Genomic DNA, 14,081 nt, shown 5'->3' on the forward strand with positions numbered 1-14,081 from the left:
GGCAAGGTGCTGTGCACGGATCTGCCCTGGCTTCAGGAGATCGGAAGACCTCGGCCGTCGCGGCGCTTGCCGGTGGTGCTGACCCCGGATGAAGTGGTTCGCATCCTCGGTTTTCTGGAAGGCGAGCATCGTTTGTTCGCCCAGCTTCTGTATGGAACGGGCATGCGGATCAGTGAGGGTTTGCAACTGCGGGTCAAGGATCTGGATTTCGATCACGGCACGATCATCGTGCGGGAGGGCAAGGGCTCCAAGGATCGGGCCTTGATGTTACCCGAGAGCTTGGCACCCAGCCTGCGCGAGCAGCTGTCGCGTGCACGGGCATGGTGGCTGAAGGACCAGGCCGAGGGCCGCAGCGGCGTTGCGCTTCCCGACGCCCTTGAGCGGAAGTATCCGCGCGCCGGGCATTCCTGGCCGTGGTTCTGGGTTTTTGCGCAGCACACGCATTCGACCGATCCACGGAGCGGTGTCGTGCGTCGCCATCACATGTATGACCAGACCTTTCAGCGCGCCTTCAAACGTGCCGTAGAACAAGCAGGCATCACGAAGCCCGCCACACCGCACACCCTCCGCCACTCGTTCGCGACGGCCTTGCTCCGCAGCGGTTACGACATTCGAACCGTGCAGGATCTGCTCGGCCATTCCGACGTCTCTACGACGATGATTTACACGCATGTGCTGAAAGTTGGCGGTGCCGGAGTGCGCTCACCGCTTGATGCGCTGCCGCCCCTCACTAGTGAGAGGTAGGGCAGCGCAAGTCAATCCTGGCGGATTCACTACCCCTGCGCGAAGGCCATCGGTGCCGCATCGAACGGCCGGTTGCGGAAAGTCCTCCCTGCGTCCGCTGATGGCCGATTGCAGCCGGTCGTGAAGCGCAGAAAACGGGTACTAGCGGTCGCTCATGTCACCCTCACACAGCAGCATGTGACAAGGCCTGTCGACTGTGCATGGGCCTATTGGCTTCAGAGAGTAGAGCGTTGCCGTGGTTAGCCAAGGTACCTTGCGAACCTTTATGGGATTGACCTGTACAGCGCCGGAGCGGAGATTAGGCTCTACCGAACCAATGGTAGTGCGAGAGGGAAGATGCGCCGATTTGAAGCCAAGGATCTAATAGCGCTCGCGACCGCGCCAATGAATCCAGATGATCATTGGTACGTGGATGCTGAACAAGCCTCGCAGTACCTGGTCACGAATGCGCATGCTGATGAGACCGTCATCTATGCATCCGCTCCCGCGGTACTGATCGTCGGAGCTCTAGTACCAACCGTTAACGTCACACCGGTTGACGGAGACGCGCTTCAGAATACGTCGCTTTGCACTGATGCAGCTTGGAAGATTCAAAAGTCTTGGAGCGCAGCTGAAGGTTACCGCGTATACCTAGAGCCACCATTTCCGAATGACCGGGTATCAGCCCTCTCTGGCGGCGAGACGCTCGTCACAAGGCGATATTTTTCGGGAGTGCACAAAGGCCCGGCTCCAATTGAAGTCAGCCAGAAACTCGTCCACTGCCTAGACATTCACTATATCCCCGAGCGGAATGCCTACTGTCGCCTAGACGGCAATGGGGATATCGAGGATGTGATACGGATTATGACGCTTCCAATTGATGAGCAGTTGGAAGGTAGAGAAGTCGTAACGATTCTTCGCAAAGATCTGGACATCTACATGGCAGTCGCGGATCTAGCGCTGGTTATCAAGTTTGACTTCACGCGGACCGTTCGCGGTAGCTTCAGCGGCTGGAATGACCTAAGCCGCTACCATCGCGATGGGGAGGATCTTTTTTACCATGGCGGTTCAGCCGCTCGTGCCAGCTTTATGCACGGCGCTATGGTTGTGCGCTCACAAACAACCCTGGCTGAACAGGAAGAGGCGTGGTGCAGGGATTTTGAAGGTGACCCTGACCGGGAATATGCAGTTTTCAAAATTTACGACCGCAAAAATGATCGCAATGTCGAGACGTCCGCTAGCCCGCTTCATATCGTCAGCTACTTCGAGCAAAGCGACCTGCCGTGGCAGATATCTCCCGCATTCTTTAGGCCCGAGGTTCTCCAGCGCTTCAAGGCGGACCCAGAAAAATACACGCTCGAAGACCGAAGCATCTCCTGCCGCGGAGCTTGGCACATCAAGTCGTACGACATAAATGAGGCAGGTCAAGTCCACGTTTACATCGGCGACCTCGCCAAGCTTCCTATTGCAGAGCAAAACTACTGGAAGACATTCAACGAATGGCCGAAGTCATCCATCTCGGCACGAGCCCATCGGACGGATCTAGAGGGGCAGTGGTGCACGACCTACGACCCCTTAACTTCTTTAAGAAATAAGGTGAGAGCGCTGGATAAGGCTAGCCCGGAATGGTGGAACCGGAGAGGCGATGCACTGATGGATAGCGTACTGGCCCCGGCTACCGACTCCCCGAAAGAATGGGGAGATGAAATCTTGGCGCTCGACCAATTGCTGGTGGAGGGCTTTCTAGATAAACCTCTGCGAAAGATCGCCCAAGAAAAAGGGCGAGAAGTAGAGTCTGTGTGGCGCTCGCTGAAGCTTCTTCATGAAATTCTGCTTGGAAGCACTCTGAGTGAGGAGGCTGCCAAACAACTTCTGGCTCCTATGAAAAAGCGTAAGCGTCTGCCGAACTCACCTTGCGTAATTCAGGCGGGTGCCCATTGATGCGGCAGTAGTTGGCCAATCTCGCTGGCCCGCTGTGTCGGCAGCCGCATCAGCACATCCTTCAGGTAGGCGTACGGATCATGCCCATTCATCCGCGCCGACTGGATCAGGCTCATGATCGCCGCCGCCCGTTTGCCGCTGCGCAGCGACCCGGCAAACAGCCAGTTCGAGCGTCCAAGGGCCCATGGTCGAATCTGGTTCTCGACCTGATTGTTGTCGATGGGCACAGAGCCATCTTCGACATAGCGAGTCAGAGCCAGCCAGCGTTTGAGGCTGTAATCCAAGGCTTTCGCCGTGGCTGATCCGTTGGGCACTCGATCACGCTGGGCCAGCATCCATTCATGCAGCGCATCGAGGATCGGTGAAGACTTTTCCTGGCGTATTCGCCAGCGTTCTTCATCGCTCATGTGCCGTGCTTGCCGCTCGATTTCATACAGCCCGGCAATGGAGTGCAGCGCCTGTTCGGCTAACTGGCTTTTGTTCGCTGCGTGCAGATCGAAAAATTTGCGGCGGGCGTGGGCCATGCAGCCAATTTCGGTGATGCCCTGCTCGAAGCTGGCCTTGTAGCCGGCGAAGTCGTCGCAGACCAGCTTGCCACTCCACTGACCCAGAAAATTGCGCGCATGCTCACCAGTCCGGCTGGGGCTGAAGTCATACACCACGGCCTTCAGGTCGGCGAAGGGTGTGGTGCAGTATGCCCAGACGTAAGCCCGGTGGGTTTTCTTCTCGCCAGGGGCCAGCATTTGCACGGGGGTTTCGTCGGCGTGGATCACGCCTTGCGCCAGTACCGCCTCGCGCAGGGCGTCGACCAATGGTTGGAGCTGTACGCCGGTTTGTCCGACCCACTGCGCCAGCGTCGAGCGGGCGATGGCCAGGCCAGCGCGCCCAAAAATCTTTTCTTGTCTATACAGCGGCAGGTGGTCGGCAAATTTGGCCACCATCACGTGAGCCAGCAGGCCGGCAGTGGGGATGCCCTTGTCGATCACCTGGGCTGGTACCGGCGCCTGGATCAGTGTTTCGCACTGACGGCAGGCCCATTTGCCACGCACGTGCTGTTCGACGGTGAACACGCCCGGCGTGTAATCCAGCTTTTCGCTGATGTCTTCGCCGATGCGTTGCAGCTGGCAGCCGCAGGCGCATTGAGTGTTCTGCGGCTCGTGACGGATCACAGTACGCGGAAACTGGGCTGGCAGCGGTGCGCGCTTGGGCTGTTGGCGGGGTTCAGCCGGAGCCGCCGGAGGATTGAGGGTTTTCAGTTCCGCCTCGATAGCGGCAATGTCCGTGTCGAGCAAATCATCCAGCAGGCTGCCCTGGTCAGGGCTTAGTTGCTCGCTACGCTTGGCGAACTTGTGTCGCTTGAACCAGGCGATTTCATGGGTGAGCTGCTCGATGACGGTTTGATCGCGGTCGATCTTCTTGCCCATCGTTTCAACCGTCTTACCCAACGTGTCGACTTGCGACAGCAACTGCGCAGCGAGTGCGCGCAGTTGCTCAGGTGTCAGTTGGTCGAGATTGGGCGAGGAAGTCATGCCGCTGATTGTGCCAGAGCAGGCGATCAGCGCAGATAAAGCGATGGGCTAATGGCCGGCGCTATAACACTGTGATCGCACCGGCTGCACCAACCCGCTGCCAAGGTAAACCGAGCACCAAAGCCTGAAGCTGCTCGGTGTCGAGTTCAACTTCCGAGCCGCGGTGGATGCCTGGCCAGTGAAACTTGCCCTGGTTCAATCGCCGCGCGGCCAGCCAGATTCCTACACCGTCATGCACCAACACTTTCATGCGGTTGGCGCGGCGGTTGGCGAACAGATAAGCACAGTGCGGCTTCGCCGCACCGAATACCTCCACTACACGGGCCAATGCGGTCTCGGTGCCGGCGCGCATGTCCATCGGCTCAGTGGCAAGCCAGATGCTATCGATGCGGATCACGGGGCAAGCCCCCGGACAAAGCGGGCGCAGCCGTCAGGATCGGACACTGGCCATTTCACTGTGACTGACTGCTCGCCAAGCGATAGCTCAATAATCACCGATGCTGCAGTCGGCCGTTTGGGCGTAGCCCTCAATGGAACGAACGCCGGCAACACCGCGGGTAGCTGATCTCGGTAAAGCGGTAGCCATTTTCGAATGACGTTGGCGTTGATGCCATGGCTGATGGCAACGCTGGAGACGGTCGCACCCGGTTGTAGGCATTCCTGAACGACCTGGACCTTGAACGGTTTGGGGTAAGAGCTTCGTTGGCGCATGGAAATCCTAACGTTAAGGACGAACGCGTCCGCTCAAAAATACGCGGACACCATCGCCCTTAATGCTGGAGTTCGGAAGGTGACTTGGCTGGACGCTTACGAAAAAGCTCCATGAGCTTCGCAATGAGATCCGCGGGCACGCGACCCATGAGAAAAAAGAGGTCGCAATTCGCGAGGCCCGTGCTACCCACGGTAATTTTCGAGCTCATTTTTTCCATATTGCAGAAGGCTGCGACCAGGCTCTCATTGGCGTGCTAAAAGCACTCGAGTTCGAAACGGAAGATTAGAAAACTCGGCTGATTGGTCTGTACGCTCCTCTCGGCGCGTAGGGCGCTAAGAGCTGTTGGTTCCCGGCTCTTCGCATGACGGCGCTCGCAAGGGGCGCCTTCTCGAATATAGTCGCGCTTGGCAAACGATTTCCTGCTTTCAACACCGGTTGAGTGCGAGTTTTCAGCTCATTATTAGCGAAACAGGCGCTTCCAGTCCCTAGTGACAAGCTCTTGACATGCTTGAGGTGCTCCGCCGAAGCAGCGCAAGGAAACCTCCTTCATTCGCTCTTCAGATTCATAGGTGATCGGCCCGCCATCTTGATCAATGAGCACGCCGCCTGCGCCGATCAGTAGTGCGTGACCTCCTACCACATCATGAGCTGACACAGGTACAAGAGACGTACCCACGACAGCATCACCAGCTGCGGCACGAGCGAGGCGATAGGCGATGCTGGGCATTGAAATGAACTCTGCCGGGGCACAAAGCTCTGCGTTGAGCTCAGGTTTGCTTGTTGCGGCAGTGCTTACCAGTACCACGCTGTTGGACGTCAACCTCAGTTGATCAAGCAGAGCATGTACTGTTTGCCTATTGCGAATGATTGCTGGCAGTCCTTCTGCCCAGGAGATGCAATCCTCACCACCATCCGGTGCGATGGGGGCGTAGACCACCCCTAGAACAGGGATTGCATTGTGAAGTAGGCCGACAGAGATGGCTGACCCTGCACGGTGTTGTAGGAAGTCCGCTGTTCCATCGTTCGGATCGACTACCCAACAGTACTCGTGACCTGTCATGTGCGTCCCAGTTTCCTCACCCCAGAAATCACAATGCAGGAGCTCGAGCAGATCTAGACGTAGCTGAGCCTCAATCTCGGAGTCGATAGCTGCTTTGTCCCCGTGGCCTCGGGGGCCGCCGATACGGTGCCACTCTGAAGACAGCAGTTTTCCGGCGGAAAGAACCCTCTCAACGACAGGGCCGAGCAAGTCCACGACGTTCATATGGACCTCCTGCATTAATCGGTTAGCCCTTAAAGATTAATCGCTTCTGCCCGAAATGCTTCTTGGCAGAAGGGGTAGATCGAGAGCGGCGACTGTGGCGGATGGAGCCTGGGAGGATGAGATGAGGCTTCTAGCGCGAAAGCTCAGCCAGCACAGAGACCGGCCTAGGCACAGATTCTTGGGTAGCCAGGGGCTCAACTACGGATGGTCAAATATTTTTGTCAATCTATGTTGTTCCAGGATTGGGGCTTCGTTCGATGTGGCAGTGGCCTTGTGTCAGACTATGTTGTCGAGGCTGGCACCTAAGGCCTCGGTTTTCCTCAGTGTTTTCAAGGGTGCTTGTGTCAATCTATGTTGTTGCCAACCATTTGCTGCTGCTGCGCTTATCAGGATTAGATCCGTCCGGGCTGTTATCAGCTCGGACATGACTTCCCAACTGTCGTGTACTTGAGCGACCTGAGACCACTTTCCCTGCTCGTAGGCTGCGTCGCAGCTACGGCCTGCAGCTTGGCTACAGACGATGGAAGCCTCAAGCTGGACGGCCATTTCGTTTGCCATCGACAGGTTGTGAGCGTCTTCCAACTCTGAGCCATGCTGGCCCTTGCCCGTCTGGCTTCTTGTTAGACTCGAGCCCTTCTGATGTGCCGTTTCAAGGACGAATACGATGAACACGATCCGAACACTTGCCCTGCTTATAGGCTGCGCCGCCGCGGCAGCCTGCAGCTCGGCCAACCTGCCTGAAAGCCAGAGGCTATCCCCCGAAAGGGTCGGCGAGATCGCCGCCCGGATCGAAGCGCAGTATCCGAATCTGGCGAAGGACAAGCGTGATGAAGTGCTTCGCGTGGTGGTGCGGTCGCTCGACGAGATGATTTTCATCGAGGGCGGCACTTTCGAGATGGGGGATTTCGGCTGGAAGTGCGATTTCAACCCCGCCGAAGTCTGCACTTGGCCGTGCGGTGTACCTGAAGACAGTGTTTGCAACATCACGATGATGGGTGATGCACCGCTGCATGCCGTAGAACTCTCCAGTTATCACCTCGCAGCCAAAAAGACCACGCTGGGTGATTTCGACTTGTATCGAGCCGTGAAGGGACTGCCACCGGTTCGAAGCGAACTGCGGGACCGAGAGCGGCTTAAATATTTATTCGATCCAATGAATCCAGCCCCGATCAGGGAATGGCAGGAAGCCAAGGACTATTGCCAGTGGGTTGGAAAACTCAGCGGCTATCCTGTGGATTTGCCCACCGAAGCGGAATGGGAATACGCCGCGCGAAGCGGCGGGCAGAAGGTGCTATATCCGACCGACGATGGCAGCTTGAAGCTCGGCGTAAACTACGCGAAGGGAGGCGGAAAAATTCTAACTGAGCGAGTCGACGCTTACCCCCCCAATCCGCTCGGGCTCTATGCCATGTCGGGTATCGCTACGGAGGTGGTGAATGATTGGTACTCAAAGGATTACTTTCAACGGTCGCCGACCAAGGATCCTCAGGGCCCTGAAGCCGGAGAGACAAAAGTCGCTCGAGGGACTAATTCAATAGAGACGCCTTGGCTTTCAGCCAATACGGTGATTCGGCGGAGTCGACCACTCGATATCGGTAAGCATCTTTTTACTGAGAGCTTTCGCTGCGCTGTTAGAAGTAGCGAGCCACTGTAAGAACGATGGGGCCCCGTGACCCCATCTCTCTTAAGCTAATCTGCTGTTGCGTTGGCGGAAAGCAGCCGCTAAGAGAGTTTCTTTCTTGTTCTGGTAAGCGACCGAGTCCTCGACCCGCCATGCATACTGCATAGCAGGCGTCGATGGATGACCTTGCAAAGCAAGCCCATCCAAGTGCCGATTGAAGTCTGCCTGCTGGCTATCAAGCAAGAAGCTATTGATCCGCTCTAGGCTTGTGATCGCATTGACCTTACTGCCGTCTACCGACATATGCTCGAGTATCTCGATCATATGTCGCCAACGCTGGACTCGAGATATAAGTTCGACAATGGCTTTCTCCTTTACGAGAGTGGCCTCCCCTATGTAGGCCTCGGTCAGCACCCATATCATCGGCCCGAGAGTTTCTGGGGGAAGCTTGTCGATCGTCAGATACTTATTGCCGACCTTGACTGCCTTGAAAGCCAGAATTCCTTTGGCAAGCTGCTCAGCCTCGACAATTCCGGCTTCACGTTCACCCCACCAATCCCTCATGCGCTGAATGCCATTGTCGACGAGCTCATTAATGGATTTTTCCGGAAAGAGCATGGCCTTGTAGAGCAGTTGGCTGATGGCGTTGAAGGCACCCTCTTCCACGCTAAACAGATATCGGTACTCAATATCACTCAACGTCTCGCAGACCAATACGACCAGGTCCCAGACTTTCTCCAGGTCAACGACGGTTCCGAAACCGCCGCCTGCACCGGGCCCGAAAACCAGGTTGGCTTTGCAATGCAAGGAAAACTGATCCAACGTAAGGCTGATGCCAAAATCCACTTCCGCCCCTATACCAAACGCAACGTTTCCTTCCGCCTTGATCTGCGCCAGCGCATTCCAGTTGGAGTTTCCGCTGGTCAGCGCGCCGGGGTTGCTTGAGTTCTTGCCGAAGTCGGCTGGTGGGAGCCATTCGACCGCACCGCTGAGTGCGCCGCCGACCTCTCCCCCCGCAAACCCTTCGGCTTTCAGGCCAGCGCGGCCGCCGGCCTTGCTGGCGTCGATCGATGGCGTCCCAAGTAAAGCAAGCGCGCCGGAGGGGCCTTCAGCCGCGCCTTTGCCAGTTTTGATGCCGGCTTCGACACCACCCTTAACCCCCGCGAAACAGGACAGCTCCAGGCTGCCGTTGAGGCGGAAGCTGCCGAACGAATGCCGGACCGGATCACCCAGGGCATTTCGGTAGCTGATCTGTAGCGTGCTGCCTGCGCGCGACGGAAAGTAGGTCGTGGTGGTGATCCTGCCTTCGGCCAGGGAGAAGGCGGCTTCGCATTTGACCCCGACGTCGATCTCGCCCTTGGCGGGATTGAAGCTTTTGATGCCCGCACTGGCGCTGGCTGCAAAGCGTAGCGCATGTGCTTCGGCGGACAGGGCGAACCGGTCGTTGTCACGTTGGGGCGACTCGTACTGGTACAGCTCCTGGTGCAGCGTGTTGAGCAGGTTGTCGTCCTGGGATTTCCAGAGCGACAGCTTGCCCTCGAGCTTGCCCAGCGGTCCGGCCTTGGCGCTTTCGCCGATCTGCGTTTTGATCTCGTCCATCAGGTCCTTGACCAGGGCCGGACTGAGGGGCTTCTCGCGCATGACCTGCGTATGGAGCTTGTAGCGCCAGGTCTTTGTGATGCGGCCCCAGAAACGCTCCGACACGTAGTAGCGGCGGTCCGGCGTGCTGAAGATGACGACTTCGCGTATGCCATGGGTGGTGGCACGGCCGCGCCCGGTTTCGACGGAACGGCTGCGCGAATAGGGACTGTTCGGGTCCGGTTTGCCACCGCCGGCGAAGGTTTCGGCATTCTTGGACCCTGTGCTCGCCGGGAGGCGTGCCTGTAGTGCGGCGATCTCCGCTTCGATCTGCGCAACCTTCCTGGCACACAGCGTGCGCCAGTTGTTCTCCACGGCGGTATGAACGTGGCCGCGTCGGACCGCGGCGAGCGTGCCGTACCGGTCGAAGAAGTCGCGCGCATCTCGCAACTCGGCGATTTGCGCCTGAAGGTCCGCCTCCTTCGTATCCGGCACCACTGTTGGCGGCTGAATCGCCTTGAGCTCGATCAGCCCGGCATCCTCGGCTTTGCCGGCCCACTCCCGCTTCCTGCAGGCCGTACAGGTGCAGGCCGCCTCGGGGTTGGCGGCCGTCTTCAGGCACTGGCTGGCGCTGGCCTGGGCGACGATGCCGTGGAACTCGTCCATCAGCGCCTGGACCCGATCGACCTCGGTTTTCAGTTCGCGCGAGTAGGCTTCGGTCAGGACGAAGAGACGGTTCTCGTCCCCGGTAAAATGCACAACGTCCACTACCTCGTCCGAACAGGGCGGCGCGCCCTTGACCGCTGCACTGCTGCAATCACCGGCGTGTTGCGGCGGAGGCAGTTCGGTGGGCTGTCTCGCCTGGCTGGGTGTTGTGGGTGGTACCGTCGCGGGCTTGGCCGGTGCCCCGCTGGTAGGGGCGGTTGGCTGGCCAGAGCCTGGGATATTTAGCTTCCAGCCGGCCTGGATCTTGTTCCGGTCCTGGATGATGGGGTTGGTGGCCTGAATGTCCGCCTGGCTGATGCCACGAGCTTTGGCAATCGATTCGAGCGTGTCGCCTGCCTGGACGACGTAGGCACTACTGGTCATGGTGCATGTTCCTTATGCAATCGTTTGCTCGAGCGCGTCGAGCTTCTCGCCTTTGGCCAGGTCCTGGCGGGTGAGTATCTGGCGGGCGTGCTCGGAGCGGAAAAACTCCTCCGAACGCTGAAGGTCGAGGCGCAGCCAGCGTTCCTGGGACGCCAGGTCATCGAAGCCCCACTGGTCGGCTTCGACGAGTGCCTCGAGCACACGCGCCTCGGTGGCGGCCGGATGATGCGGCCGGTAGTCGCCGGAAAGCTGCGCGGCGATCAGTGGCAGGCGCGCCTGGGCCAACTGTGCCTGGCGCTCGTCGTCGAGCCAGAACCAGCCAGGCGCCTTGGTGACGCCGTTCCACGGCACCAGCCGCGTAACCTGACGCCAGCCATGCTCGTTGCGCCAGGCCATGGCCGAGAACGGGCCGAGGAAGTCCAGAGCCTCCTCGGGCGACATGACGGCAAACAGCGGCTCGAGCCAGCGCGGCTCGAAGAAGCGGAACATGCGCTGCTGGTTGCGCTCGTCCCGGACGCTCAACAGGCTGCGGCAATGTGCGGCCGCCTGATCGGGCTGGACGTGGTCTTCCAGCCAGAGCACGCAACCGGCGTCCAGCTGGTTCAGCATGGCGGCGGCATAGTCGAGCAGGTGCGGATGGTCCTCGCACTCGACAAGGCAGGGGCTGACCTTGTAGAGCTCGGCATAGGGCGTATCGACGACCAGCGGGTACCAGGTTGGCAACCCGTCGTTGGCCTTGAGGTAGACCTGCATGGCCAGGTCCTCGTCGAATGCCCCGTCGAGAATGACGAAGCGGCGAGCGCCGATGCTCGTACGGGCCTGCTCCAGCGGCATCGGGATAGACTGGATGGCCGATAGCTTATGCATAGCCGTGCACCTCGCATGCACCCTGCGCGCACAGGCTGCAATTCTTCTCGACGAGCAGATGACCGGCCAGCGCCTGGGTTCGATAGAAGTTGACGGTCGTTCCGGGACCGGTCCCGGGGTCTACCGCTTCGCTGTTCAGGGGCAGGCTCGGTGTGGCGCCGGGGCCCCTGCCGGGCGCGCCACCCGAGTTGACCTTCACCTGTGCGCCCACGATGGTGACACCGCCGGGATCGAGCTTGATGAAGCTGCCGCCGGCCTGGATGGTCAGCTCCGCGCCGGCGTCGATCACGATCTTCTGCCCGGTCGAGAGATGAAATTCCTTACCGACGCTGACGTACTGCCCGGTGCCGATCTTCGTGTGCTGCGCCTGGGCGATCGTCAGGTGGTCGCTGGCCTTGAGCTGGACCTTGCGATCCAGCAGCGTCGTGCGGTGTTCTTCCTTGCGCAGCTCCGTGTAGCTGTTGGCCTCGACCGTATCGTGTCGCTCGTGGCCGACATGGATGCGCTGGTCGTTCCGGATATGTTCGTCCCAGTCACGCTGGGCATGGATGTAGATCTGTTCCTCGCCCTTGCGGTCCTCGATGCGCAGTTCGTTGTAGCCGCCACCCCCCGGGGAGCTGAGTGTCTTGAAGACGGAGCGGGTCTTGTGGGCGGGCAGCTCGTACGGCACCTCATTTTCGAGGTGGTACAGGCAGCCTGTGACGAGTGGCTGGTCGGGATCGCCTTCGAGGAAGGTGACCAGGACTTCCATCCCCACGCGCGGTATGGCGACACCGCCGTATCGACCACCCGCCCAACTGCTGGATACCCTCAGCCAGCAACTGGTCCGGTCATCGTCCTGGCCATGTCTGTCCCAGTGGAACTGGACGCGGACGCGGCCATACCGATCACAATGGATCTCCTCGCCATGGGGTCCCGTCACCCGCGCGGTCTGGCTGCCGCTGATGGTCCGCTTCGGATGGCGAAGCGGCGGGCGATAGATCGCGCCCCAGGGCGTTGCGACGAAGGCATTGCGGTAGCCCTGCGTGAAATCCAGATCGTCATCATTGGCCGATGTGATGGACTCTTCCAGCACCTGGGGCTGTTTCCCCTCGTGGACCAGGTCGGTCAGCAGCCACAGGTCGTTCCAGTCAGCGCGAGGATGCCCGGCGAGCGGCAGGAAGTGACCGCTGACCAGCCTGGCGATATCGCTTCTGCCCTCTGCCACGTGCAGGTCGGCGCGATGACGCTCCACGGCCCGGCGACTCAGGTACCTGCCATGGCCGCGATCCGAGAAGCGGCCTGGATAGTCGTAGTCCTCGAGTTCGTGCGATGCCTCGTCCTGGTGTGTCGCCTCCATGAGCACACGAGGCGTTTCGAAGTTGTAGTCGCGACGCGTCACGCGCGAGGTGCGCGTGTTGGCCTGGGCCGAGAACGCACGGACCACCTGATGATCAGCCACCATGCCGGTGTCCTGTTGGTAGGACCCGGCAGGCAGTTCCGGGAACCCCGTCTGGTCATCGCCGAAAACCAGGACATGCTCGGTCGGCGTGTGCTCGAAGTGGTAGTGGATGCCCTCCTCTTCACACAGCCGGTTGACGAAGTGCAGGTCGCTCTCGTCGTATTGAACGCAGTATTCGCGTGGCTCGTACTGGCCGGACAGCTGGAAGCGGAACTTGTCCGAGAGAATTCCGTGCTCCTTGAGCACCGTCGCGATGATGTCCGGTACGTTCTGGTGCTGGAAAATGCGCTGGTTGTGCCGGTGGGCCAGATATTGCAGCTGCGGCACCAGCGTCACCCGGTAGCGCGTCATGCGCTTGCCGGACTCGCCCTGCGCCGCGCTGTAGAGCAAGCCGTGAAAGCCGGCACCCGAGGCGTCGATCTCCAGGAAGGCGGGACAGTCTCGGAGTGCGAGGTAGTCGACGTCCGGACGATCGCTGATCAGTTCGATGTCGAACGCGTAGGCGGTGTTGATACCTTCGCGGCCCTTGAACGACAGGATCTGGAAGTCATGGCTGACGCCGAGGATCCTGAGTGTGAACTGCTTTTGGTTCGCCGATGAGAACATCCTGCTTCCTCTGCTTCCGTGCATGGCTCTGCAATGAGCCGACCTGGCATCCAGTGCAGGCGCGGAGGCTACCGGCAACGCACTGGCAAGTTCTTGCGCACCGTTGCGTCACTTCACATTCACAAAGGAAACGATCGGGAAACGAGACCTGGATCAAATTCGGGCAACGGATTACTTCGCCGAATTCTGGGCTGCTTCGTCCGGTGTCCCATCCTGTTCCCGCAGGAGCTGTGCATAGCGCATCTCCCCTTCGCTACCGCGGAACACGCGATGATCGATCTCAGTGAGCTGACGTCGGCGCTCGGCAATGGCCAGCGCCTTCGCCTTTTCCTCGCCGTAAAGATCGATCCGAAACGACTTCTTCAGCGGCTTGCCATCGCGTCGTTTGGTTTGCGCCACCCAGTACCAGTACTTGCCCATCCGATAGCGCGTGACCCCGGGATGACCACTGGTATTGGACGAGCGAACCTGCTCGCGTATGTCACGGCTGAATCTTGGCGGATGCCGCAGCAGTTGCTCGTCCCTGAAGGCCGTGGCCTTTTCCAGCGCCGCCGACTCACCGCCGTGCTTCAGGAACGGGAATTCCTTCTCGACTCGCTTGGTGCCGTCGCGATAAAGCGTGACGCGCCAGGCCCTGGCCCCGTTGTAATGAGTGATCGCGGTGATCGCATACATCTCGAGGCACCTTGGATTATTGAGGCAGCGGGCGA

General features: G+C 59.4%; 12 protein-coding genes. 3 read left to right on the top strand and 9 right to left on the bottom strand.

What is annotated here, in order from left to right:
* Together intI1 and EA795_RS00010 are read left to right on the top strand one after the other, a co-directional pair.
* On the top strand, window positions 1-744 hold a 744-nt coding region (gene intI1 / locus EA795_RS00005), incomplete at its 5' end, for a class 1 integron integrase IntI1 (RefSeq protein ID WP_050949598.1).
* A gap of 336 nt (window positions 745-1,080) precedes the next feature.
* A complete protein-coding gene (locus tag EA795_RS00010) occupies window positions 1,081-2,664 on the top strand; it encodes a hypothetical protein (RefSeq protein WP_240644971.1) in 1,584 nt (527 codons plus the stop codon).
* On the opposite strand, the gene tnpC is transcribed toward EA795_RS00010, so the two are convergent.
* The 5 genes from tnpC to EA795_RS00040 form a co-directional block, all read right to left on the bottom strand.
* Window positions 2,646-4,193, bottom strand: coding sequence for an IS66 family transposase (gene tnpC / locus EA795_RS00015; protein ID WP_122074881.1), 1,548 nt, complete (start codon window positions 4,191-4,193; stop codon window positions 2,646-2,648). The two genes, EA795_RS00010 and tnpC, sit on opposite strands and share 19 nt — an antisense overlap.
* Before the next feature lie 61 nt (window positions 4,194-4,254).
* Complete coding sequence (gene tnpB / locus EA795_RS21350) at window positions 4,255-4,590, bottom strand: IS66 family insertion sequence element accessory protein TnpB (protein ID WP_010562499.1); 336 nt, start codon at window positions 4,588-4,590, stop codon at window positions 4,255-4,257.
* Window positions 4,587-4,904, bottom strand: a complete 318-nt coding sequence (gene tnpA / locus EA795_RS21600; RefSeq protein ID WP_122074883.1) for an IS66-like element accessory protein TnpA — start codon at window positions 4,902-4,904, stop codon at window positions 4,587-4,589. The genes tnpB and tnpA overlap by 4 nt, the downstream gene beginning before the upstream one ends.
* A gap of 461 nt (window positions 4,905-5,365) precedes the next feature.
* Window positions 5,366-6,169, bottom strand: a complete 804-nt coding sequence (locus EA795_RS00035) for an inositol monophosphatase family protein (protein ID WP_003118436.1) — start codon at window positions 6,167-6,169, stop codon at window positions 5,366-5,368.
* Window positions 6,170-6,445: 276 nt separating this feature from the next.
* Entirely contained in the window at window positions 6,446-6,841 is a 396-nt protein-coding gene (locus EA795_RS00040; protein ID WP_147456290.1) for a hypothetical protein, read from the bottom strand.
* Here EA795_RS00040 and EA795_RS00045 point away from each other — a divergent pair.
* On the top strand, window positions 6,834-7,823 hold the full coding sequence (locus EA795_RS00045) for a formylglycine-generating enzyme family protein (protein WP_122074887.1): 990 nt from the start codon (window positions 6,834-6,836) through the stop codon (window positions 7,821-7,823). The genes EA795_RS00040 and EA795_RS00045 overlap by 8 nt on opposite strands.
* Before the next feature lie 30 nt (window positions 7,824-7,853).
* On the opposite strand, the gene EA795_RS00050 is transcribed toward EA795_RS00045, so the two are convergent.
* From EA795_RS00050 to EA795_RS00065, 4 genes are all read right to left on the bottom strand, one after another.
* Entirely contained in the window at window positions 7,854-10,457 is a 2,604-nt protein-coding gene (locus EA795_RS00050; protein ID WP_122074889.1) for a LysM peptidoglycan-binding domain-containing protein, read from the bottom strand.
* Window positions 10,458-10,469: 12 nt separating this feature from the next.
* Entirely contained in the window at window positions 10,470-11,324 is an 855-nt protein-coding gene (locus EA795_RS00055; protein ID WP_122074891.1) for a DUF4123 domain-containing protein, read from the bottom strand.
* On the bottom strand, window positions 11,317-13,371 hold the full coding sequence (locus EA795_RS00060) for a type VI secretion system Vgr family protein (protein ID WP_122074893.1): 2,055 nt from the start codon (window positions 13,369-13,371) through the stop codon (window positions 11,317-11,319). The genes EA795_RS00055 and EA795_RS00060 overlap by 8 nt, the downstream gene beginning before the upstream one ends.
* Before the next feature lie 171 nt (window positions 13,372-13,542).
* Window positions 13,543-14,046, bottom strand: coding sequence for an AP2 domain-containing protein (locus tag EA795_RS00065; protein ID WP_122074895.1), 504 nt, complete (start codon window positions 14,044-14,046; stop codon window positions 13,543-13,545).
* Between the last annotated feature and the right edge of the window lie 35 nt (window positions 14,047-14,081).

Source organism: Stutzerimonas nitrititolerans, from assembly GCF_003696285.1.
In the GTDB taxonomy this organism is placed as follows: Bacteria; Pseudomonadota; Gammaproteobacteria; order Pseudomonadales; family Pseudomonadaceae; genus Stutzerimonas; species Stutzerimonas nitrititolerans.

What these genes read in the sequence shown, in the direction of transcription:
- EA795_RS00055 (WP_122074891.1), bottom strand. Translation starts at nt 11,324, where the DNA reads ATGCATAAGCTATCGGCCATCCAGTCTATCCCGATGCCGCTGGAGCAG.
- EA795_RS00060 (WP_122074893.1), bottom strand. Translation starts at nt 13,371, where the DNA reads ATGTTCTCATCGGCGAACCAAAAGCAGTTCACACTCAGGATCCTCGGC.
- EA795_RS00045 (WP_122074887.1), top strand. Translation starts at nt 6,834, where the DNA reads ATGAACACGATCCGAACACTTGCCCTGCTTATAGGCTGCGCCGCCGCG.
- EA795_RS00050 (WP_122074889.1), bottom strand. Translation starts at nt 10,457, where the DNA reads ATGACCAGTAGTGCCTACGTCGTCCAGGCAGGCGACACGCTCGAATCG.
- EA795_RS00010 (WP_240644971.1), top strand. Translation starts at nt 1,081, where the DNA reads ATGCGCCGATTTGAAGCCAAGGATCTAATAGCGCTCGCGACCGCGCCA.
- EA795_RS00035 (WP_003118436.1), bottom strand. Translation starts at nt 6,169, where the DNA reads ATGAACGTCGTGGACTTGCTCGGCCCTGTCGTTGAGAGGGTTCTTTCC.
- tnpA (WP_122074883.1), bottom strand. Translation starts at nt 4,904, where the DNA reads ATGCGCCAACGAAGCTCTTACCCCAAACCGTTCAAGGTCCAGGTCGTT.
- tnpC (WP_122074881.1), bottom strand. Translation starts at nt 4,193, where the DNA reads ATGACTTCCTCGCCCAATCTCGACCAACTGACACCTGAGCAACTGCGC.
- EA795_RS00065 (WP_122074895.1), bottom strand. Translation starts at nt 14,046, where the DNA reads ATGTATGCGATCACCGCGATCACTCATTACAACGGGGCCAGGGCCTGG.